The sequence below is a fragment of the Moraxella canis genome (assembly GCF_002014965.1).
In the GTDB taxonomy this organism is placed as follows: domain Bacteria; phylum Pseudomonadota; class Gammaproteobacteria; order Pseudomonadales; family Moraxellaceae; genus Moraxella; species Moraxella canis.
The window spans coordinates 1-23,586 of record NZ_MUXT01000007.1; the positions used below are offsets into that span (position 1 = coordinate 1).

Consider the following 23,586-nt stretch of genomic DNA (forward strand, 5'->3'; position numbering starts at 1 on the left):
TATAGGTTTTGAACAATACCAGATTTTAAAAAGGGCACACAAGCATACCATTCACTGCAGTCTTTGCCACGCTCACGGCGCATATAAAAATCCTCAACCATGCGCGCCTGCTGCTCGATGCCGTATGTCAAAAACGCCTTTCCTTGTATCCATTGATACCGATAGCGTCGGTTAAATAACGCCCGCCAAAACACCCTGATGCCTTGCTGCACCTGCCAGACATGCACCAGTTCATGAATGAGCCAAGCGCGCATCACCAAACTTTGAGATGAAAAATCTTCACAAAAATCTTTGGGATGAAAATAGATATGACCATTAGGCGAGACAGCATAGCCTTGGATAACCCACCATGCGGTCTTTAGGCGAATATCATCCAGTTTGAGCGCATCACCAAACACGCTGAGCGCCATTTGCCGCTCACCCAAGCTTAAGGGGCGAGACTGGGCAGGATAACGACATGGGCAGCTGATCTTCATAAATGACCGTCAAGACAGGATTGATTGTGCTAAAATAGCACAAAGCCAATCAAAATCCAACCTAGCAAAGAGACCCTCATGACACCTCTTGCCGAACGCATGCGCCCAACCACCCTTGATGCCGTCATCGGTCAAACTCATCTGCTCGGTGACGGCGCACCGATTTTTAATATCGTACGCCAAGGGTTTTTGCCATCTATGATTTTGCATGGATCGGCAGGGATTGGCAAAACGACGCTTGCGATGCTACTGGCTGATGCTGTTGGTCGTCCGTTTCGCCCTTTATCAGCGGTCAGTAGCGGCGTCAAAGAGCTCAGAGAAGTGCTAAGATCGGACGATGGGCTATTTCATGAGCCGCCTGTCGTCTTTGTGGATGAGATTCATCGGTTTAATAAAGCGCAGCAAGATGCTTTATTACAAGCAGTTGAGACAGGTGAGATCACTTTTATCGGTGCGACCACCGAAAATCCTTCTTTTAGCGTCAATAACGCGCTACTGTCACGCTGTCAGGTATATCGGCTTGAGCCTTTGAGTGATGATGAAATTCGCGCGCTCGTCGTGCGTGCAATACGACAAGACACCCTGCTAAAAACCAAAGACATTCAAATCAATGATCTAACGGCGCTCATTGACTTATCTCAAGGCGATGGCAGGCGCGCGCTGAATTTGCTTGAACTTGTGGCAGCAGCGCCTGAGCCGATCATCATCGATAACGCTTCTGTCGCTGCTGTGGCAGGTCAGTCCTTGGTGCGCTATGATAAATCTGGTGATGGTCACTACGATTTGATCTCTGCGATGATCAAATCCGTGCGCGGCTCGGATGCAGACGCGGCGGTGTACTGGATGGCTCGGATATTGGCGGCAGGTGAGGATCCCGCCTTTGTGGCAAGAAGGCTTGTGATCTTAGCTAGCGAAGACATCGGTCTTGCCAATCCTAATGCACTGCTCTTAGCGGATGCTGGGCTGCGCTCGGTTCAGTCCATCGGTATGCCTGAGGCGCGCATTATTTTGGGGCAAGTGATTATCTATTTGGCAACTAGCCCAAAGTCAAATTCAAGCTACAACGCCATCAATCGCGCGCTCAAGCTTGCCGAAACCGATCAGTCTCCCGTCCCGCTACACCTAAGAAATGGTGTCACCAAGCTCATGCAAGCTGAAGGCTATGGCGCAGGCTACATCTACCCGCACGATTATCCCAATCACTATCACCCACAGCAGTATCTGCCCGATGCACTGATGGGCATGCGATTTTATGACTTTGCCGATAACCAAAAAGAGCAAGCCAGTTTTGCCTTTATTAATTGGCTAAAATCTTAAACGCCAAATCTGCCCATCTTCATAGCCCAATGCCTTTATAAAATCAAATCTGCCCCCATAGTTGATGGCAAATATGCTAAGATAACCCAAATCCCAACAAGAGAACATTATGGCTTTAAATACTATTCCTGAAATCATCGAAGACATCAAAGCAGGAAAAATGGTCATCTTAATGGATGACGAAGACCGCGAAAATGAAGGCGATTTGATCATGGCGGCAAATCACATTACGCCTGAGGCGATTAACTTTATGATCACGCACGCACGCGGTTTGGTGTGCCTAACCTTGACCGAAGCGCGCTGTCAGCAGCTTGAGCTGCCTTTGATGAGCGATAAAAATGGCGCAAAATTCAGCACCAATTTCACCTTATCCATCGAAGCTGCTGAAGGCGTCACCACAGGCATCTCGGCATCTGATCGTGCGCGTACTGTCCAAGCCGCCGTCGCAGCCAATGCCAAGCCAACCGACATCGTCCAACCAGGGCATATTTTCCCCATCATGGCTCGAAAAGGGGGCGTACTACACCGTGCAGGTCACACCGAAGCAGGCTGTGATTTGGCGCGTCTGGCAGGGCTTGAGCCCGCTTCGGTCATCGTTGAGATCATCAAGCCAGATGGCGAAATGGCGCGCCGCGATGACTTAGAAATATTTGCCAAAGAACACGGCTTAAAAATTGGCACCATCGCTGATTTGATCCAATATCGCATGGCAACAGAACAAACCGTCAGCGAAGTTGAGCACTTTGCCGTCCAAACCGAACATGGAGACTTTACCGCCTATCGTTTCAGTGAGTTTGGTTCAGATGATGTTCATTTGGCATTTGTCAAAGGCAAGCCTACTGGCGGCGTCAGCACAGTGCGCGTACATAGCTTTTCGCCCATGAAAGACTTATTTGGGATTCATACCAGCGGCAGCCGCTGGAATATCCAAAATGCATTGGCAGAGATCGCCACCGCAGAGCATGGTGTGCTGGTATGGATCGGTCATGATGATGCGCTCAATCTTGCTGATGGCTTTGAGGCGCTTAAAGATAAACACTCTACAGCTTCACCAACTCGCCGCGCACCTTATCAGACCATTGGGGTTGGCGCGCAGATCCTCAAACACCTAGGCGTCAAGGACATGCGCCTGTTATCAAGCCCAATCAAATTCAATGCCCTGTCAGGATTTGATTTGAATGTGGTTGAAACGGTAGATAAATAATCATTAAACAGCCCTTGATATCGAGGGCTGTTTGATAAGCTTAAGCAAGAATACTCACACACGCTATACTTCATTTACAGGATTATAAACCATTTTACCGGTAGTAATCGCTATAATGGTTGTCAAAGTAATTATTATAACTAAGGAAATGGCGATGTTTTCAATGATTTGGGTGTTGATTGTGGGTTTTGTTGTGGGATTATTGGCGCGAGCACTCAAGCCTGGTGCTGATAGTATGGGATGGATACTGACCATAATTTTGGGCATTGCAGGAGCATATGTCGGTGCATTCATTGCAGGTATGATAGGGGTTAATGCGCATTCAGGGTTTAGCTATTTGATCTTTTCTGTGATCGGTGCGATGATTTTATTATTTATTTATGAAATTTTGTCAGGCAAACGCCGTCTAAAATAATCTTGGATGTTCAGCAAAAAAGCACCTGATGGGTGCTTTTTCATTTTAGGCTGACCTTCATGACTTATCTATCTTAAGATATCACCTGTTAACAGATCCTTAATACAGCTTGGCTGATCAAAGCCCAACCCATCCACATCCAAGTAAGCGATTTGATCGCCAAAATATTCCATTGCTTGTGTCAAATTTTGGGCGGGCGCTTGCCCAGCAGGATTACAGCTAGTTGACACCAAAAAGCCATAAGGGTTAGCAGGTGAGATCAAGGCTTGGCATACATCCTTTAATAAAGGATGCGTGGTGATGCGCACCGCCAAAGTGTCATGTGCGCCGATCAGCACTGAGGGTAATGCCGACGGCTCAATGGGCACAAGCCATGTCAAGGCGCGGGAATGTTGCTGCGCAAACTCATCCGAGAATGTTTGCATATGATCAATTAAAGAGGTTTCATGTGAAACATTCAATAAAGGTTTTAAGCGTTCGGCAGAATCTGTCAACACAATCAAACCTTTACCAATATCACGGTGCTTAAGATTGATGACTTGATGAATGGCGTCAGCATTGAGTGCATCACAGCCAAGCCCCCAGACGCTTTCGCTAGGATATGCCAGCACACCGCCTGTCTGCAAATAGCTGGCAGCCAAATCCAGCTCATCAGCCACAAAAATTGGTTTAGACCCTACCATAGCGTCCCCCTACCTGCTTGATCAAGCCCAATATCTCAAGCTCCATCAGTTCTGCTAATAGACTGCCGGTCTCTTTTTGACTGCTAATAACAAGCTGATCCAGATCGCAAGGCTCGCCAATCAAAGCATATAAATCCGCCAAATGCTCTGGCACAAAGGCAGTGTGAGCGGTGGGCGGCAGACTATTGATAACTGCCTGTGGGCTTGGGTTTGTCAAAGTATCTGTGTCAGAGACTTGGGATGAGCGAGTGCTTAACTGACTTGACTCTTCGCTAAATATTGACATACCTTGGCTAAAGCTTTTTGGTAAGGCATTAAAAAACTCTTGATCCTGCTGACTTAGATCTTCTAAAATTTGATCAGGATGGTATATCAATGTCGCCCCTTCACGAATCAGATGCAGGCAGCCTTCGGCATTAGAATTGTGAATGTGGCTTGGTACCGCAAACACCTGCTTGCCTTGTTCTGCTGAGAGACGAGCCGTAATCAAAGAGCCACTTTGAAGCGCCGCTTCCGTAACCACTGTGGCAAGTGATAGACCTGCCACCAGACGATTACGGCGGGGAAAAGTGTGTTTGCTGGCTGGTGTCGCAGGCAAAAGCTCACTGACCAAGCAGCCGCCATCTTCGATGATCTGGGCAAAAAGCGCATTGTGATTGCGTGGATAGCACACATCGATGCCCGTTCCCATGACACCCACAGTACGACCCGATAAGGCAGGTAATTGAGACAGCGCGCCCAGATGCGCCTGCTTATCGACGCCTTGCGCCAGACCACTGGTGACGGTATACCCTGACTGGACAAGATACTGCGCCAAATCAAAAGTGATTTTTTGGGCGGCTTCAGTCGGCGATCGACTACCCACGATGGCAATCTGGCGGTCTTTAAGGCGCGCCAAATGACCACGATAAAAAAGTACCGGCGGCGGATCGTAGATACTTTTTAGTGCATCGGGATAATCTTCATCGCCCACATAGCTGATGCCGTATATCTTAAGAGCCACATCTTGGTGAACTTTATCAAGAAAAGCCAACACATCTTTGGCATCTTGCCAGCGCTTGATATGCGCCGCATGGATGCCAAGCGATTGCCAAGCACCTTGAGTTTGGTTCAATGCAGACGCTGCGTCGCCATAATGATTGGCAAGCTTATAATATGAGATCAACGAAGTATTGGTCACATACCACAAGGCAAGCATCGACTGCTTAGGTGTTAGTGATGAATAGCTCATCAATCAGCGCGCAGCGACATGTTGCTCAATCAATGCCGCCACCGCCTGAGCATCGTTCGGCACCACGGTGACATATTGAGGTTTATCTTCTAAGCCTTGGGTGTGTTCAGGACGCGGCAAGGTCATCTCGCCTACCGCCTCCACAATGGTTTCTTGGAACTTAGCAGGCAATGCTGTTTCGGCAACCAAAATCACCTCATCTGCTTTTTGTACTTCAAGCGCCACTTTTACCCCATCAGCGGTGTGCGGATCGATCAATCGGTGCGTGTCATCATAGACTTTTTTGATCGTTGCCAAGCGGTCTTGGTGCGTGGATTTACCGGCAATAAATCCAAATTTTTTATTCACCAGGTTTAGATTATCCGACAAATCAAACCCCTTGCCACTTTTGACATCACCGAATAATTTGGCGACCTGTGCACTATCCTTATCAAGCAGCAAAAACACAAAACGCTCAAAGTTGGACGCTTTTGAAATATCCATCGATGGGCTAGACGTGACATAGGTTTCGCTTGAAGTGCGCGGCGTATATTTGCCCGTATTAAAAAATTCATTCAAGACGTCATTTTCATTGGTTGCGACGATCAATCGATCGATCGGCAAGCCCATTTCGCGTGCGATATGACCAGCACAAATATTGCCAAAGTTCCCAGAAGGCACACAAAAACTGATCTTTTGGCTATTATCGGTAGTTGCACCAAAATAACCTTTAAAATAGTACACAATTTGCGCCAAAATACGACCCCAGTTGATCGAATTGACCGTGCCTAAGCTATATTTAGCCTTAAATTCTGCATCTTCTTGAAGGGCTTTGACGATATCTTGACAGTCGTCAAACATCCCCTCCACCGCGATATTGTGAATATTAGCATCATCCAAGCTATACATCTGCGCCCGCTGAAAAGCACTCATCTTACCCTCAGGCGACATCATGAAAACTTCGATATTGTCCTTACCACGTAGCGCATATTCAGCTGCACTGCCTGTATCACCAGATGTAGCGCCGATGATAGTAAGGCGCTCGTTTTTTTGTTTGAGCACATACTCAAACGCATTACCCAAAAACTGCATGGCAATGTCTTTAAAAGCAAGCGTCGGACCATTTGACAGCTCAAGCAGTGCCAACCGATCATAAAGACGCGTCACAGGCGTAATGTCCTCACTGCCAAATGCTGCTTGAGTGTAAGTTTTATTGATAATATTTTTTAAATCATCTGAAGGAATATCAGTCACAAACAGCGACATGATCTCAAAGGCAAGCTCGGTATAGCTAAGCTTTCGCCATTTTTCCAAAGTGGCTTCATCAATGCTTGGATAAGTTTCAGGCAGCATCAGACCCCCATCAGGCGCAAGCCCCATCAAAAGTACATCGCTAAACTGCATCGGCTGAGTCTTGCCGCGGGTACTGATATATTGCATAAAAACTCCAACTGTCTTAATGTCTTAACGATAAATTGAGCTAATTTTAGCACAAATTTTCAGCGATTGGCGAACTATCGACGGACTGATGATCGCGCCACTTTTTTTTATGATTAACACCGATACACCGTCAATTTTAAATGTTGCCAATTTAGCCATATGTTTAAAATATTTAATTCGATCTGTTTAAGTGTTATGATCACCGATCAATAAGCTATTTAAGATACGGATTAAAGTTAGCGCCCAAAACCCAATTAATCATCTAAAGCCTTATGGTCAGTATTTACCAACCTATCTAAGTCGCATTTATAAAACGGTCATTATTATGCAGTTTTGGTCAGCAAAGCATAATAAAAGCCATCGCCACCTTTAGTATCCAAAGGCAAGCATTGATAGCCTATGTGCTGCTTGATTTGATGCGGCAAGCCAAGGTCAAAAGGCATGGCTTGCGCATCATTATGAACTGCCATAAAATCACTGATTTGCATCTCGTTTTCAGCCTTTAGGATCGAGCACGTCACATACAAAAGCACGCCGCCAACTTTTAGCTGCGACCAAAGATTATCTAATATGGCTCTTTGTAATTGAACGGTAGTCTCAACATCTTGTGCTTGCCTTAATAGTCCAATATCTGGATGGCGACGCAAGACACCTGTGGCGGTGCAGGGCGCATCAAGCAAAATCACATCAAATGAGTGATCTGAGCGCCAAGAGGTGCCGTCAGCAGGGATCACTGAAATATTTTGTGTATCAAACTTAAGGCGACTGATGTTTTCGTGGACTCTTTTTAATCGAGCGCTTTCACTGTCAACGGCGGTCAGATGTTTCATGTGAAACATCTCAAGCAAATGCGTGGTTTTACCCCCTGGGGCGCAGCACATATCTAAGACTGATAAATTGTCGCTTTGCGCTTGTAGAGTAGGGGTTAACAAAAACCCTGCCAACTGCGCATGCGCATCCTGGATAGACACCCATCCTGCATCAAAATAAGGCAATTCACTGATTTTCACACCGCCATCTAGCCTGATGGCTTCTGCCTGATCATATCCAAGCGATACCACGCTGTGCTGGATATGATGCTCATCTAAAATCTGAGAATAAGAGGCGACATCTGAAAACTTAGTATTAACTCTTAAAAAAATAGGCGCGGCAAATCTAAGTGCTCTGCCTAACTCATCATAATACCCACCCCAGTCTTGTTTGAGCTGCTTAGCCAACCAATTTGGCAAACTGTGATTTTTGTTGACTTTTTTGGTGAATTTGTCTTTTGACTTTTGGGTTTTTCGAAGAATGGCATTGACAAGCCCTGCGCCATGCCCTTTACCAAGCTGCTTTAATGCCTCGACCGTGTCATTAATCGCTGCATATTCTGGGGTATTCATATAGATCAGTTGGTACAAACCGATATTTATGGCAGCCTGCACCCCTTGATCCGTCACAGGATTTTCAATCAAGCTTTCAGAAATTCTAGATAATGCCCACCACTGGCGCAAGGTGCCTAGTAGCAGTTCATGCACAAATCCTCGGCTACTCACCTCTGTTGATTCTAGTAAAGGATCAAGCAGCTCTGATAGTGATTTACCATTTAAAATTTCTTCAATAACTAATATCACTTTTGATCGAGATGAAAGCTCATGATTTTGTAGTTTTTTTATATTATTTGTCATTAGAATTCATCTCAAAATAGTCGCCATCACAGATTTTATTGCTTTGGCAGATTTGTTCGGCTGTCAGTGGCTTACCACCTGGCCATTGCATACTTGTAATATTAATCAGATGCTGAACACCCTTGGCGCTAGCGCCACAGGCAACCAAAATGGCATTCTTGCCCACGCTTACGATCTGGCCAACTGGCGCTGATGTGGTTTGATCAGATTTGATGGGTAGCGCCGCTAACACCTTGATACGCTCCGACTTATAATAAGTATAAGCATTGAGCGCACGGATTTGACGCTGGATTGTCAAGGCATCTTGATTCCAATTGATCAATCCGTCTTGGCTGTGGATTTTTTCGGCATAATTTGCCAAGCTATCATCTTGAGTTTCTGCCAATGACTGAAAATGCGATAGATTTTGTAATACCGTGGTTATCGCATCAGCGCCAATGATTGCCAGCTTATCATGAAGTGTCTGAGCAGTATCGGTATCCAAAATCGGGCACGCTACCTTATAAAGCATGTCGCCTGTGTCCAAACCTTTTGCCATCTGCATAATCGTAATGCCAGTTTCTGGATCCCCTGCCATGATGGCACGCTGAATGGGCGCCGCGCCGCGCCATCTGGGCAGCAGTGATCCGTGAATATTCAAGCACCCAAATTTTGGTATCTTTAAAACACCCAAAGGTAAAATCAGCCCGTACGCTGCGACAATCATCACATCAGGCTGATAATTAGCCAAAGTTTCACGTGAAACAGCGCCACTAATCCCATCTTCGGGCTGGTACTTTAGGCTAAAGCTCACCGGCTGCTCAACTGGTATATCATAGGCCTGCGCCACTTGCTTAACCGCTGAAGCGGTCAATTTTTGACCTCGTCCAGACTTACGATCCGGCTGCGTATAAACTGCGACGATTTGTATATTTAAGACATCTTGTAAATCAATGAGACGCCTTAGGCTGACCGCAGCAAATTCAGGCGTCCCTGCAAATATGACACGCAGTTTTGGTTGAGTAAGATGATCCATAAAATTCCTTTATTTATATTTATTAATTAATTTTATTTTATTATTTATAACTAATATTTTAATATTAAATAATTAAAATATTAGTTATATTAAATAATATAAATTTTTTTTAATAAATAAAAATTTAATAATTAAAGATAAAATCCCGCCTTATTCAGCAGCTCTTGGGAAATGTTACCGGCAGATTTTTGTGCTTGGTTGGAGGTCAGCAATAATCTTTCAAGATATCGAGAAATCAAATCCACCTCAATGTTCACAAGTCCGCCCACTGACCAATGCCGATCAATGTTAGTACATTCAGCTGTATGCGGAATGATATTAAGGCACACGATGTTTTGTTCGGGCTTGATGGCATTGGTTGTCAAGCTAATCCCATCAACAGTGATCGATCCTTTGTCGGCGGTGTAGCGCATAAGCTCACTTGGAATTTCAATTTCTATATAAATCGAACGGGCGTCTTTTGAGATGTGGCGGATCACACCTACACCATCTACATGCCCTGCCACAATATGCCCGCCAAAACGTGTAGTTGGCAGCATGGCTTTTTCAAGATTGATCGTATCGCCAGTGCGCCAATTTTTTAAAGCCGTTTTACTCAGCGTTTCGCGCGATACGTCCACCGCATAGGTCTTATCACCAATATCTACCACCGTCAGACAGATGCCATTTGATGCGATCGAATCGCCAAGATTGACATCGCTAAAATCCATCTCTGGCGCATGGATCACGAGCTGAATATCACCGCCAATTTGGGTGATGGATTTGAGCTTACCTGTGGTTTCAATAATTCCTGTAAACATAATAATTTCTCATAAAATTGTGGAAAACTTTTTTATGATGACAGTGATACAAATTACAAGTACAATCACGCCATTAAGTTTTCCACAGGCTAATATTTGCTCTTAAAGTAAATATTAATAATTATAAAAATCAAAGAGTTAATCATAATTTGGATTATATAAAATCCTTAATAATCACAGTTATCCACAAGCCTAAAAAATCAGTTTTCTTAATACTCAATCATAAAATACTCATTAAAATAAGCTGTGGACAACCAAGTTTAATTAACCAATTCACTAAAATAAATTAAGTTAAACTTTGATAAATCAGTCGAATGTCGTTGCCAATTTTATCGACAGAATGCAGCTCAAATCGATGCTGCTGCGCTAATTGATCAAGCTGACATGCAAACATCGGACGGGCATCTTGACCCAAAATACAAGGCGCTTGATATACGATCAACTCATCGACCAAGCCTTCTGTGATAAACGCCCCAGACAGCTCACTACCCGCCTCTATCAATACATCATAGCAAGCGTATTGTGATACCAAAGTTTGTAGCAGGCTAAGTAAATCATCGCGCCAAATCAAGGTATCCTCGTGATTTAGGACTTGATAATTATCTAATGCTGATAATCTGCCTCTACGATCGACAATGGCTACCTTGGGCTTAGGTATCATCTTTAGATCCACGCCAAGCTGCTTGCTTCGCACCGTCATCGCAGGATCGTCTGCCATGATGGTGCCGGACCCTGTAATGATCGCGGCGCTCCGAGCGCGCAGCCGCTGCACATCTTCGCGTGCCTCCGATCCTGTAATCCATTTGGATTCGCCCGATGCCATCGCTGTGCGTCCATCCAGACTACTTGCGGTCTTTAGCCTCACATAAGGCAAGCCCGTCCTCATCGCCTTCAAAAAACCCAAATTTAACCTGGCAGCTTGCTGATCGCACACACCCACCAAGACCTCAATTCCCGCATTTTGAAGTTTTTTAACGCCATTACCGGCAACTTTGGGATTGGTATCTAAACTTGCGATGACAACCCGCTTCAGATCCGCAGCAATGAGCGCATCAGCACAAGGCGGTGTACGCCCCGTATGGCTGCATGGCTCAAGTGTCACATAGGCTGTTGCACCTTCGGTGTCAAAACCTTGCGCTTTGGCATCAGCCAAGGCAAAAATCTCAGCATGCGGCTGACCGGCTTTTGGATGGTATCCTTGACCGATCACCATGCCATCTTTGACCAAGACACAGCCAACGGCAGGGTTAGGCCTGGTGGTATAAATGCCTTTTTTTGCCTCTGCGATGGCAAGCTGCATATAATAAATATCTTGCTGAGTAAATGATTTGTCAGTCATGAAGATTCACCGTGTTTTGGCAGATTAATCCTGTCAAGCTCAGCCTGAAACTGACCAATGTCCTGAAAATCACGATACACACTGGCAAAGCGCACATAAGCCACATCATCAAGCGTTTTTAATTCATTCATCACAATCTCACCTAGGATCTTACTTGATACTTCTCGCTCACCGGTTTTTCTAAGCTCATGCTCTATGCGACTGATACAAGCTTCGATTTCATCGGCGCTGATGGGGCGCTTTTGGAGCGGTAGTGAAATTGAGCGTCTAAGTTTTGATTGGTCATAAGGTTCGATTCGGCTATTGGTTTTGATGATTCTTGGCATCACGATTTCACAGATTTCAAAGGTTGTAAACCTCTCACCACACGCCGAACATTGGCGACGGCGGCGCACTTGCGCACCTTCGGCAGCTAACCGAGAATCGGTTACCTTGGTATCTGCTTTATTGCAAAATGGGCAATGCATCAAAACTCCTGAATTTTTATTATTAACTAAAAATAATCAAATCTAATGTGTTATAAAAATATCCACCAATAGGATTGTTAAGATTTACTGGTGATAAGGCACTACTTCCCAATACAAAAACTAGAAAAAATCTTACCCAACAGCTCATCTGCACTCATCTGACCTGTGATCTCGCCCAATGCTTGCTGCGACTGCCTTAGGCTCTCTGCGACCAACTCTCCGGCATGGTATATGGTAAGCTGCTCATGCGCCTCGATGGCGAACGCTTTGGCACGATTCAAAGCATCGATATGACGAGTGCGGGCAATCAAACTGTTCTCAGGGGGATGAAAGCCCACTTTTTGGGTTAAAACTTCAATCAACTCATCAAGTCCTTCACCTGTTTCACATGAGACATAAACAAGCTTTGGCGCTGATTTGGTTTCTTGCGAAACCCGCAAAACCGGTTTCGATGCCAATAAGTCACTTTTATTTGCCACCAAGATCAATTTTTGGCGAATCATATCGCTGACATCCTCGTTCATACCTTCACAAAACAGCTGATCAGCCAATGCCAACGGATCAGTTTCTGTTGTGACATCATACACCATCATCAGCACATCCGCTTGACGGATCGCATCAAATGCTCGCTTGATGCCAATTTTTTCGACATGATCGGTGGTTTCACGAAGCCCAGCTGTGTCTGTCAAATGCACCGTCAGACCACCCAACACCAAGGTTTCCTCAAGCGTATCTCGCGTGGTACCAGCGATATCAGTGACAATGGCGCGCTCAGTGCCTGATAGGCGGTTAAGTAGGCTGGATTTACCCGCATTGGGTTTACCGGCAAGCACCACATGCACGCCATCGCGTAGCAGCTGACCTTGCTTTGCTGTCGCCAAAATATGATCTATGCCTGCCAAGATTTCAGTTAATTTGCTTTCTATGACACCATCTGACAAAAAATCAACATCTTCTTCATCAGGAAAATCAATCGATGCCTCCACATACAAACGAAGATGAATAAGCTTATCTAATAACTTATTGATTTTTTGGGAAAATTCACCAGTCAAAGAGCGAATGGCACTGGTTGCTTGAGCAACCGAAGTGGCTGAGATGGCATCACTAATAGCTTCAGCCTGCACCAGGTCAATTTTATCATTTTCAAAAGCTCGGTAAGTAAATTCCCCCGCTGTGGCTTGACGCGCGCCAAGCTCAAACACTCGAGCTAGCAGCATATTTTGTAGCACCATGCCGCCATGACCTTGCAGCTCCACCACATCCTCTCCAGTGAATGAGTGCGGCGCCTTAAAATAAATCACCACACCCTCATCAATCACTCCCTCTTGACCATAAAAACCGCCAAAATGCGCTACTCTGGGCGTCAGAGTTGAGCGCCCGGTAATCAAGCAGCCGATGCGATAAGCATCCTTACCTGACAGTCGAATGATACCAACGCCGCCTTGACCGATAGGGGTGGCGATGGCGGCGATGGTAGGTAGTTGTTGGATATTGGTTGTCATAGACTGATAAGATCTTTTGCTAAGTTAACCTTTTATTCTATCATCATTGCACAAAAAATTGCTAGCACTGGTTATTGGCTCATAAATTTATTACCTCATAAGAGCATGACGACAGCCATAAAAAATCCCACAAATTTAGGATTTGTGGGATTTTAAGAGATCAAATTAAGCTTGTCTTGCTTGCATCTGGCGCTCCACGCGCTTATTGACAAGATGCTGATGAATCATACTAAATAAGTTATTCACCGTCCAGTATAGCACCAAACCTGCTGGGAACCACAGCATAAACACTGCAAAAACTACGGGTAAAATTTTCATCATTTTTGCTTGCATCGGATCGGTTGGCTGCGGATTGAGCATTTGCTGCACAAACATCGTCACACCCATAAAAATCGGCAAAATAAACCAAGGATCCATCGCTGACAAATCGGTAATCCAGCCGATCCAAGGCGCATGGCGCAGTTCCACCGACTCAACCAACATCCAATAAAGCCCCAGGAAAATTGGCATCTGAATCAAAATTGGCAAACAGCCCGCCATAGGATTGACTTTTTCGTCACGGTACAGCTGCATCATCTCTTGGCTCATCGCCATGCGATCATCACCATGCTTATCTTTGAGTGCTTGCAGTTTTGGGGCGATGGCGCGCATTTTCGCCATCGAAACATAGCTTTTATTTGACAGCCAAAATAGTGCAATTTTAATGATCAAGGTCAAAACGATGATCGACCAGCCCCAGTTGCCAATCACTTTATTGATATTATCCAAAATGGCAAAGAGCACTTTTGAGATTGGCCACAGCAGTCCATAGTCCACGGTTTGATTCAAGCCTTCGGCCACCGGCGCCATCTCAGACTGTACTTTTGGACCTGCATATAGCGTGCTATTTAAGGTAATCTGCTTACCGGATGCCACATTGATCACTGGGCTATTATAACCGATATAAAAATCATTACCGGTCGTGCGCGCAAAGAAGTCGGCATCAAAGCTGTTTGATGGCGTCCAAGCGGAGACAAAATAATGCTGAACAATCGCAACCCAGCCATCTTTACTTCTGATATTGATATTATCGCCAAAATCAGAAAATTTAAGCTTATTATAAGGGTCGCTTGGCGTACCCCAGGCACCGCCCAGATAAGTTGCCATGCTCAGCATGCCCTTATCATCCAACCCAGGGTCTTCGCTGCTGTCACGCTTTAGCTGCGCGTACATCTGACCTTGCCATGGCTGATCAGAGTTGTTGTTGATGTTATAGCTTAAATTGATTGGGTAATGACCAGCATTAAATGTATAGGTCTTGGTGATGGTCAAGCCATCTTTTTGATAGGTTAAAGGTACTTGTAAAGACCCAGCACTTGGATTAAGTACATAGCTGCTGCGCGGACTGTGATAAACCGCACGACCGTCAGCGGTATCAATGCCATCTCGTCCGATCAATCCAGACTGTGCCACATAAGTGCGAGAATCCGTCTCAAGCAACACAAACGGCTCAGCACTGTCTTTGGTGGCATTGTACTGCTTTAATGCAGCATAAACAATGTCGCCACCCACAGGATTAATCTTAATCTCATATCGATCAGTACTGACGCTGATCAAGTTTGCACTGGTCGTATCCGCCACAGAACCTGCGCTCAGACTGGGTATGTCGCCTGTTGCCTGCGTTGTTGGCACATCCGAATGAGTGGTTTGAGCTGCCACTGGCTGCGTGGTTGCAGGTTTTCCTGCATAGTCATCACGCCACGCCAATATCAGCAAATACGCTGTGATCAGCATCGCCACAATGATTAAAATTCTTAGAATTTTTTGCATAAATTCAAATCCATTAGCAATAAACAACACAGGCCATTAGCCTAAATCGATTTTCAAACCCTTTATTGTACTAAAAATAGCTGTAAAATCCTAGAAAATATTGCTTAAGTTACCGATAAATCATGGTTAACAAGGTGATTTTTAGGTTTTGAGCGAATAAATCCTAGCACTAAGTGATTTTCATCAAATGATTAAGCCGCACTCGATAACTCAAAGCATCTTTGAGCACATAAGAAAAACAAATACGGCTTGGCTGATAGTGATAGCGAGCCAAAGGTAGCGGAACAAAATCAATGCCACTGCCGCCCCAAGGATGGCAGCGGCTGATCCGGCGGACGCTCAATCCAAGCCCTTTGGCGGCGCCATGCCAGATAATGGCCTGACGGCTATAAGCCGAACAGGTGGGATAATAACGACATCTTGGCGCCATCATCGGACTGATCCATCGGCGATAAATCTCGATAAATCGTAGTAGAATATTTTTTAACATATCTAACTATTCAAAAACTAATCAGCCGATTTATCAGAGTATAATTTATTAATTTTATTAAATAATTCTGCCACTTCCGTAGCGATGTCAAACTCTCTAGGATAGCCAACTTTGACAATAACAACCACATCAATCGCCATCCAAGAAGCGTGATGATGGCGAAAGTTTTCGCGGCACAGTCGCTTGAGTCGATTGCGATCCACTGCCTTTTTTAGCTTTTTTTTGGTGATTGCCAGACCCAATCTTGACGCTATGCCTTGATTTTGAGCAATGAATGCCAATAAATGCGGGGTATGCACCTTTTTGATGGGTGAGTCAAACACTGCTTTAAAGTCAGCAGGTGTCAGCAGGCGGTGGCGTTTTTCAAAGCTGTAAGCAGTTGGCGAAGAGGCGGCTATATCTATAGGGGTTTGAGTTAGGACAGGTGTCATAATGGCAGGTTTTGTACAAATAGGCATGATTTTAACATAATTAAGCCATGGCATCGTATATTTTTGGCATAAAAAAGCACCGTATGATCGGTGCTTTTAATTTGACTGGATATTACACAGTCAAACGATGACGACCTTTAGCACGGCGACGTGCCAAAACTTGACGGCCTTTTTTGGTTGCCATGCGGGCACGGAAACCATGAGTGCGTTTGCGCTTTAAAACGCTTGGTTGAAATGTACGTTTCATAAATCACCTTTAAAGATGTCAGCACCTAAGGGTGCCAAAAGTTGTCAAAAGTGAAACTGATGAACAACTCAAATTACAATTAACTAGTTAATGTTTTCACTTTAAATGAGTGAAAAACTTGATAATACTATCAAATATTTTTTGAGTTGTCAATTCGTTATTGAACTCAATTTAAATTTTTATGCCATAAACTTAATTTTGTTTCACCCAAAAGGTTTAATATTTGAGCGGTAAATAATTGACTTTGATAAGCTTTTTCAAGGCGAGTTTTAAAAGTTATCCACAGAATCCAAAGCGCCTTATTATTTAATCTTAAACCTAATTATAATAATAATATAAACCAAAAATTTTTGTGGATAACCACAATATTATTATATTTTTCATTGACTTATCTTGTGGAAATTAATGTTTATAAAATGTGCGTAAACTGTGGAAAAGTCAGTATTTTTGGTTATCCACAAGGTTATTCATAAAGTTATCCACAAAAATAACGCTTGTAATTTGAGCAAATTATGATACTATTTCACTCCACCGATTGAGCGCAATTTGGGTCATGCGCAGTACAAAATCTACTTTGAGCTGTTTTTTAAATTAGGATAAGTCATGAGTCTGTTTGAAGATTTGCCAGTGCAAGATAGCGTCTCGCCAAATGATTTGGGTGAGCGTGTGTGGCAACTGTGCCTGCCTGATTTACAGTTTGCCATGGCGGATAAAGACTTTCGTCAATGGATCGCACCCCTAAAGGCAGAAGTGAATGAGACTGAGCTTTTGCTGCTTGCGCCTAACATGATGTGGGTGCGGCATGTCAAAGACAATTATCTAAGCCAAATCACCGATCTTGCTCGTCAGCATGGCAAAGGGGCGATCGGATCGGTTCGTATCGAGATGGTGGTGAGTACGACGCCAAGTGACGCTGCGCTCAAAAAAACCAAAACCAACAAAGCTACCACCAAAAAACCGGGCATTGTTGAAGGGCTGCCCATTGATCCAGGATTTACTTTTGATGTATTTGTCAAAGGTAAGTCCAATGCCTCTGCGTATAACGCTTGTAATGAACTTTCTAAAAAAGACAGTAAACATAACTACGGTCCCATCTTTATCTATGGCTCATCAGGTCTGGGCAAGACGCATTTGATGCATGCCATGGCGCATCGCTATCAAAAATACGGCAAGCGGTTTTTTTATTTTACCAAAGATCACTTTTATAAGATCACGCTGGAAGCGTTTCGTACCAATGACATCGCACAGATGGAAAAAGAAATTTGCCAAGCGGATTTGCTGATCATTGATGATGTGCATATGGTCAGTGGCTCAAAGGCGCCCAAGGTTACCGAAATTTTGATGAAGCTGTTTGATGCGTTTTCAGCCGGCGGCGCCCAAAAGCAAGTGGTGCTCGCCTCAGATCGTCCGCCTTCACAGATGACCAGTTTTGGTGAGCGCTATATTTCTCGCTTATCAAGCTGTTTGCAGCTGTCGATTGAGCCACCAGATATGGAGATGCGCGTTCAGATTTTGGAAAAAAAAGCCCAAGTGCTCAATTTGCTACTGCCCAAAGAGTGTGCGTTGTATATGGCGCAAAACCTACCGCCAGATGTGCGTGGCTTGGAAGGGGCGCTTAAACGCGTGCAGCTGTCTGCGACCATTTTGCGTAATGAGCCGGTCAGCTTGCCACTTGTCAAAGACGCCATCAAAGACCAAGTTCAAGCGCGCGCTCGGGCATTGAATGCTGAGAGCATTCGTGATTTGGTGGCTGAGTATTATGAAATCTCCCCAAAGGATTTGATGGGCAAAAAACGCGCGCGCCACATCGCCAGACCCAGACAGATGGCGATGGCACTCATTCGCGAATTGACGCGTGACAGCTTCCCAGAAATTGGGCAGGTGTTTGGCGGTCGTGACCACACCACAGTCATGCATGCCTGTGAGAAGATCGAAGAGCTGCGCGCCCAAGATGCCAAAATTCAAAAGGATTATCATTCTTTGAAGATGATGTTAGAATATGTCTAAACACCGCCCTGGCAACCAACACATTCAGTGAGCTTTTATGAAATTATCTATCAATCGCGACTTATTACTCAAAGCCATCAATTTGGTGGTAAAGGCAGCAGACAAGCGCCATCGTTTTGCAATTTTAGCAAATATCAAATTGGTGCTCGAAGAAGGATTTTTGACACTGACAGCGTCGGATTTGGAGCTTGAGCTGACCACACGATTTGCTTTGCCTGAAGGTGGCTGTATCCAGCCAGGCAGCACGACCTTGCCAGCTGAGATGTTTTTTAGCATTTGTAAGTCACTGCCAGAAGAGACGGTGATGATTGATGTGCCTGAGAACACCACACGCTGCATCATCACCAGTGGCACGGGCAGATATACATTAAGCTGCCTGCCTGCGGATGATTTTCCAAGCATCGGCACGGCGGCGCCTTTGAGTGTGATAAAAATCAGCCAAGGTGATCTTAGCAGCCTGATCCATCATACGCGCTTTGCGATGGCGACCCAAGATGTGCGTTATTATTTGACGGGCATGCTGTTTGATATTGGGGAAAATACACTGACGGCAGTTGCGACAGATGGACACCGTTTGGCAGTGGCGCATCGAGTTCTGGACGAGACTTATACGCCCAATCAAGTCATCATTCCAGGTAAGGCAGTGGCTGAATTGGAGCGCTTGCTGATTGAGCTTGCCAAAACGGTTGATGAGTCTAATATCGTTGAGCTTGGTTTTGATACAGAATTTTTACAAGTCGGCTTGGTGCTAAAAGATGAAGACACTGGCAATGAGATCGCGGTGAAGCTGTCTGCACGACTGATTGAGGGTAAATTTCCTGACTATCGCCGCGTGATCCCCGCCAATAATGATAAAATTGTTTCATTTAATAAAGATGAAGCGGTCGATGTGCTGCGCCGCATCTCGGTACTAAATACCAAAGATGAGCCAGGCGTTTTGATGAATTTTGACACCACAGATTTTTGTAAAGTGGGCGTCACCAACAAAACCCTTGGCGAAGCTGAAGAAATGCTTGGGGTTAATTATAGCGGTCACGCCATTGAGTTGACCTTTAATGAGGCATATCTGCGCGCGGTGCTCAATGTCTTAGAAGGAGAGATTCGCCTTGAGCTCAATCAGCCAAGCTCACCTGCGCTGATTTATCAAGCGGGCGATGATCTGCATCGCTATGTCATCATGCCGATGCGTCGCTAATCTATGATTAAGCAGTTGCAAATACATGAGCTGCGCAATCTTAAGCAGGTGAATTTGACACTTGCGGCGTGTAATTTGATTGTGGGGGCTAATGGAAGTGGCAAAACATCGCTGTTAGAGGCGGTGTTTTTGTTGTCACGAGGCAAAAGCTTTCGCCACCATGAGCCTAGGCGATACATCCGCCACCATCAAAGCGCTTGCACTGTGTGGGCGCGCACAACATTTGAAGACCCATGCACGCTTGCCATCCAAAAAAAGCTCGACGAGACAGGCAAGTCAGACACCATTTTAAGATTTAATGATCACACCGTCCCAACCCAAAGTACGCTAAGCTTTCATCTGCCAACCTTGCTCATCGATCCTGTTAGCATGAGCTTATTGGATGAAGGCAGCGTCTCTCGGCGTCAGATGCTTGATTGGCTGGCTTTTCATATTCAGCCTAAGTTTTATCATCAGTGGTTACAATATCAGCGCCTACTCAAGCAAAGAAATGCCCTATTAAAACAGCCTGGCATTCATCATAAGCTGCCCGAGCTTTTTGCTTGGGATGAGCAGCTTGGATTTTATGCCCATGCTTTACACGAGCATCGTTTGGCAGTTTTTGATCAATGGGTTGGGTATTTTGATGAGATGATTAAGCAGCTTTTGCCTGAGTATCATTCGTCGCTTAGCCTTCAATATTTGGCAGGTTTTGACCACTCAGAACCCCTGAGCCAAACCCTAAAGGCGCGTCTTAATCAAGACATCGACTTAGGTTATACGCGCATCGGTGCGCACCGCGCGGATATCAATGTCAAAATCCATTTTCAAAACGAGCAAGGACAAAAGATCCGCGAACAAGCCACGCATGTTTTATCGCGCGGTGAAAAAAAACTGCTCATCACCGCCCTGAAGCTGTCTCAGCTAAAGCTGATGTGCCATGCTATCCAGGAAGCATCGGTGCAGACAGCTCATCCGCCAGTGGTCTTGATTGATGATCTTGATGCTGAGCTTGATGATGATGCCATTGAAATTTTGCTCAAAACAGTGCTGTCGTTGCCTTGTCAAGTGATCATCACCAGTCTGAATGCACAGACGCACCAAAAAATCTTAGCGCTTAAGCCTGACATCTCTACGGCGACTTTTGTGTCAAGTCAGCCTAATACCGAAAATTTATCTTATAAGATGTTTCATGTGGAACAAGGCGAATTTCAAGAGTGTTACACCTCATAAGGCCTACAAAATACCCGCCAAAAGCTAGGCATGACAATGACTTTTTGTAAAAAAAATGCTATAATAAGCCCTGTTTTTTTTATGAATCATCGTGGGTAATTTTCTTAAAAATTAACCGCCATATTTAAGGAAGTTTCATGACCGATAGCACCAACAATAATCCACAGGTCGATGCACAAGACATTGAATACACTGCCAAAAATGTCCGAGTTTTGCGCGGGCTTGAGGCGGTGCGTGTCCGCCCAGGTATGTATATCGGCGACACCGATGATGGTACCGGCTTACACCACATGGTATTTGAAGTGGTGGATAACGCCATTGATGAGGCGCTGGCTGGTCACTGCGATGAGATTAATATCATCGTCCATGATGACGAATCTGTCTCGGTGATGGATAATGGCCGAGGCATCCCTGTTGATATCCATCCTGAAGAAGGGGTATCGGCGGCAGAGGTGATTATGACGGTGCTTCATGCAGGCGGTAAATTTGATGACAATTCATACAAAGTATCTGGTGGTTTGCATGGTGTGGGCGTTTCGGTGGTCAATGCGCTCTCCAAAAAGCTGGTCTTAAACATTTGGCGTGATGGTCATGCTCACACCCAAAGCTATACTGACGGTGTGCCTGACGCTCCGCTGTCTAAGCTTGAGCCGTCCACTCAGACAGGCACTCAGGTTCGATTTTATCCAAGCTTTGAAATCTTTAAGGGTGTGCAGCAGTTTGACTATGATATCCTTGCCAAGCGGTTGCGTGAGTTGTCATTTTTGAATTCAGGGGTGCGTATCGTCTTGACCGACGAGCGCACAGGCACCTCTCAGGTGTTTGAGCATAAAGGCGGCTTATCTGAATTTGTTGGCTATATCAATGGTAATAAACAGACCTTAAACGACATTTTTCATTTCAGCGCAGATGGTGCAGAAGGCATTGGTGTTGAGGTGGCGCTACAATGGTCAGACAGCTACAACGAAAAAGTACTGTGCTTTACCAATAATATCCCCCAAAAAGATGGTGGCACGCACTTGTCTGGTTTTCGTTCGGCATTGACACGCTGTCTTAACCACTACCTTGATTCTGAAAATATCACCAAAAAAGAAAAGGTTCAAATCACAGGGGATGACGCCAGAGAAGGCTTGACTGCCATCATTTCGGTCAAAGTGCCCGATCCAAAATTCAGCTCGCAAACCAAAGATAAACTGGTATCAAGCGAAGTCAAGTCTGTGGTAGAAACCACCATGCATGAGCGCTTATCAGAATATTTGCTTGAAAATCCTGCTGCTGCCAAGACCATTGCAAGTAAAATCATCGATGCCGCAAGAGCACGCGATGCAGCGCGTAAAGCCCGAGAGATGACGCGCCGTAAGAGCACTTTAGACATCGCAGGCTTGCCAGGCAAATTGGCTGATTGCCAAGAAAAAGACCCTGCTTTGTCTGAATTATTCATCGTCGAGGGTGATTCTGCGGGCGGTTCAGCCAAACAAGGACGTAATCGTAAAATGCAGGCGATCTTGCCTTTGAAAGGTAAGATTTTGAATGTCGAGCGAGCGCGATTTGATAAGATGCTTTCAAGTGCTGAAGTAGGTACGCTCATCACCGCACTGGGCACAGGCATTGGACCTGATGAATATAATCCTGATAAAATTCGCTATCACAAAATCGTCATCATGACCGACGCCGATGTGGATGGTAGCCATATTCGCACTTTGCTGCTGACTTTCTTTTTCCGTCAAATGCCGGAGCTGATTGAGCGCGGTTATATTTATATCGCTCAGCCGCCTTTGTATAAGGTTAAGCGCGGTAAGCAGGAAGTGTACTTAAAAGATACCGAAGCTTTGGATGCTTATTTATTATCATCAACCATTGATGATCATCAGCTGTTTTTGAGTAAAGACACGCCGCCTGTGACGGGTGTCGCGCTCGAAAAACTGCTTAAGGACTACAGTCAAAGCCAAGCGATTAAAACACGCCTGCAATCAAAATATCCGTCTCATCTGCTGGATGCGCTGACTTTCTTGCCTAAGCTTGAGGTGTCTGCGATCAGTGATAAGCAGGCGGTCAGCCAGTGGGCTTTGGCGCTTGAAAATCAGCTCAAAGACTTAGAGCCAAAGCTTGATGCCAAAGTTGAAGCGGTGCAAGTCTTGGGCGAAGATGACAGCAGTGGACAGTGGTTGCCGCGCGTTACCGTTCATATTCACCGCCTGCCACATCAGTATTTGTTGGATACAGGGTTTTTGGGTTCATCTGACTATGCGCGTCTTTTGCGCTTGACTGCTGAGTGGAATACTGTGCTGTCAGAAGATGCGTTTTTACGCCGTGGTGACAAAGATTTGGCAATCAAAAATTTTGATCATCTTTGGCAGCAGCTGATGCTTGCTGCGCGCCGCGGTGTGGATGTGCAGCGCTATAAAGGATTGGGTGAGATGAACAAAGAGCAGCTTTGGGAGACCACCATGGATCCTGAAAATCGCCGAATGCTCAAAATCACCATCGAAGATGCCATCAAAGCTGATCATTTATTCAGCTGCCTAATGGGAGATGAAGTTGAGCCGCGCCGCATCTTCATCGAAGAAAATGCACTCAATGCCGATATTGATGCCTAAATCATAACACCGATGCCTAAAAAGCATCGGTTTTTTAGACTGCGCTAAAAGCATGGCTTGATG

General features: G+C 45.2%; 21 protein-coding genes. 7 read left to right on the top strand and 14 right to left on the bottom strand.

What is annotated here, in order from left to right:
- The coding region (locus B0180_RS05955; RefSeq protein ID WP_208609389.1) for a type IV secretion protein Rhs at window positions 1-476 on the bottom strand (476 nt) is incomplete at its 3' end.
- A gap of 78 nt (window positions 477-554) precedes the next feature.
- Here B0180_RS05955 and B0180_RS05960 point away from each other — a divergent pair.
- The 3 genes from B0180_RS05960 (at window position 555) to B0180_RS05970 (ending at window position 3,412) form a co-directional block, all read left to right on the top strand.
- Entirely contained in the window at window positions 555-1,793 is a 1,239-nt protein-coding gene (locus tag B0180_RS05960) for a replication-associated recombination protein A (RefSeq protein WP_078256101.1), read from the top strand.
- Between the two features lie 109 nt (window positions 1,794-1,902).
- Window positions 1,903-2,997, top strand: a complete 1,095-nt coding sequence (gene ribBA / locus B0180_RS05965) for a bifunctional 3,4-dihydroxy-2-butanone-4-phosphate synthase/GTP cyclohydrolase II (protein WP_078256102.1) — start codon at window positions 1,903-1,905, stop codon at window positions 2,995-2,997.
- A gap of 154 nt (window positions 2,998-3,151) precedes the next feature.
- Complete coding sequence (locus tag B0180_RS05970) at window positions 3,152-3,412, top strand: GlsB/YeaQ/YmgE family stress response membrane protein (protein WP_078256103.1); 261 nt, start codon at window positions 3,152-3,154, stop codon at window positions 3,410-3,412.
- Window positions 3,413-3,480: 68 nt separating this feature from the next.
- Here B0180_RS05970 and B0180_RS05975 read toward each other — a convergent pair whose 3' ends face one another.
- From B0180_RS05975 to rpmH, 13 genes are all read right to left on the bottom strand, one after another.
- Window positions 3,481-4,095 carry an L-threonylcarbamoyladenylate synthase gene (locus tag B0180_RS05975; protein ID WP_078256104.1) on the bottom strand — a complete coding sequence of 205 codons (615 nt, stop codon included), beginning with the start codon at window positions 4,093-4,095 and terminating at the stop codon, window positions 3,481-3,483.
- A complete protein-coding gene (dprA, locus tag B0180_RS05980) occupies window positions 4,082-5,326 on the bottom strand; it encodes a DNA-processing protein DprA (RefSeq protein WP_078256105.1) in 1,245 nt (414 codons plus the stop codon). The genes B0180_RS05975 and dprA overlap by 14 nt, the downstream gene beginning before the upstream one ends.
- A gap of 3 nt (window positions 5,327-5,329) precedes the next feature.
- Window positions 5,330-6,745, bottom strand: a complete 1,416-nt coding sequence (gene thrC, locus B0180_RS05985; RefSeq protein WP_078256106.1) for a threonine synthase — start codon at window positions 6,743-6,745, stop codon at window positions 5,330-5,332.
- A 323-nt stretch (window positions 6,746-7,068) separates the two neighbouring features.
- A complete protein-coding gene (gene rsmB, locus B0180_RS05990; RefSeq protein ID WP_078256107.1) occupies window positions 7,069-8,412 on the bottom strand; it encodes a 16S rRNA (cytosine(967)-C(5))-methyltransferase RsmB in 1,344 nt (447 codons plus the stop codon).
- Window positions 8,402-9,427, bottom strand: coding sequence for a methionyl-tRNA formyltransferase (gene fmt / locus B0180_RS05995; RefSeq protein ID WP_078256108.1), 1,026 nt, complete (start codon window positions 9,425-9,427; stop codon window positions 8,402-8,404). The genes rsmB and fmt overlap by 11 nt, the downstream gene beginning before the upstream one ends.
- A 131-nt stretch (window positions 9,428-9,558) precedes the next feature.
- On the bottom strand, window positions 9,559-10,227 hold the full coding sequence (locus B0180_RS06000) for a riboflavin synthase (protein ID WP_078256109.1): 669 nt from the start codon (window positions 10,225-10,227) through the stop codon (window positions 9,559-9,561).
- Window positions 10,228-10,513: 286 nt separating this feature from the next.
- Window positions 10,514-11,566, bottom strand: a complete 1,053-nt coding sequence (gene ribD, locus B0180_RS06005) for a bifunctional diaminohydroxyphosphoribosylaminopyrimidine deaminase/5-amino-6-(5-phosphoribosylamino)uracil reductase RibD (protein ID WP_078256110.1) — start codon at window positions 11,564-11,566, stop codon at window positions 10,514-10,516.
- Window positions 11,563-12,033 (bottom strand): transcriptional regulator NrdR, encoded by a 471-nt coding sequence (gene nrdR, locus B0180_RS06010; protein ID WP_078256111.1) that lies wholly within the window; start codon window positions 12,031-12,033, stop codon window positions 11,563-11,565. Before nrdR ends, ribD begins: the two co-directional genes overlap by 4 nt.
- Window positions 12,034-12,134: 101 nt before the next feature.
- Entirely contained in the window at window positions 12,135-13,535 is a 1,401-nt protein-coding gene (gene mnmE, locus B0180_RS06015) for a tRNA uridine-5-carboxymethylaminomethyl(34) synthesis GTPase MnmE (RefSeq protein ID WP_078256112.1), read from the bottom strand.
- Between the two features lie 165 nt (window positions 13,536-13,700).
- Entirely contained in the window at window positions 13,701-15,344 is a 1,644-nt protein-coding gene (yidC, locus tag B0180_RS06020; protein ID WP_078256113.1) for a membrane protein insertase YidC, read from the bottom strand.
- Window positions 15,345-15,513: 169 nt separating this feature from the next.
- Entirely contained in the window at window positions 15,514-15,834 is a 321-nt protein-coding gene (gene yidD, locus B0180_RS06025; protein ID WP_078256114.1) for a membrane protein insertion efficiency factor YidD, read from the bottom strand.
- A 17-nt stretch (window positions 15,835-15,851) separates the two neighbouring features.
- Window positions 15,852-16,292: a ribonuclease P protein component gene (gene rnpA / locus B0180_RS06030; protein ID WP_233424941.1), complete on the bottom strand. Its 441-nt coding sequence runs from the start codon at window positions 16,290-16,292 to the stop codon at window positions 15,852-15,854.
- A gap of 85 nt (window positions 16,293-16,377) precedes the next feature.
- The gene (gene rpmH / locus B0180_RS06035; protein ID WP_003662232.1) at window positions 16,378-16,512 is read right to left on the bottom strand and encodes a 50S ribosomal protein L34; all 135 of its coding nucleotides are present in this window, start codon (window positions 16,510-16,512) and stop codon (window positions 16,378-16,380) included.
- 603 nt (window positions 16,513-17,115) lie between these two features.
- Between rpmH and dnaA the strand changes: the two genes are divergently transcribed.
- The 4 genes from dnaA to gyrB all read left to right on the top strand — a co-directional run bounded on the left by dnaA (window position 17,116) and on the right by gyrB (window position 23,523).
- A complete protein-coding gene (gene dnaA / locus B0180_RS06040; protein WP_078256115.1) occupies window positions 17,116-18,519 on the top strand; it encodes a chromosomal replication initiator protein DnaA in 1,404 nt (467 codons plus the stop codon).
- A gap of 37 nt (window positions 18,520-18,556) precedes the next feature.
- Complete coding sequence (gene dnaN, locus B0180_RS06045; RefSeq protein ID WP_078256116.1) at window positions 18,557-19,714, top strand: DNA polymerase III subunit beta; 1,158 nt, start codon at window positions 18,557-18,559, stop codon at window positions 19,712-19,714.
- A 3-nt stretch (window positions 19,715-19,717) separates the two neighbouring features.
- A complete protein-coding gene (gene recF, locus B0180_RS06050) occupies window positions 19,718-20,926 on the top strand; it encodes a DNA replication/repair protein RecF (protein WP_078256117.1) in 1,209 nt (402 codons plus the stop codon).
- 137 nt (window positions 20,927-21,063) lie between these two features.
- The gene (gene gyrB / locus B0180_RS06055) at window positions 21,064-23,523 is read left to right on the top strand and encodes a DNA topoisomerase (ATP-hydrolyzing) subunit B (RefSeq protein WP_078256118.1); all 2,460 of its coding nucleotides are present in this window, start codon (window positions 21,064-21,066) and stop codon (window positions 23,521-23,523) included.
- The last annotated feature ends 63 nt before the right edge of the window (window positions 23,524-23,586 follow it).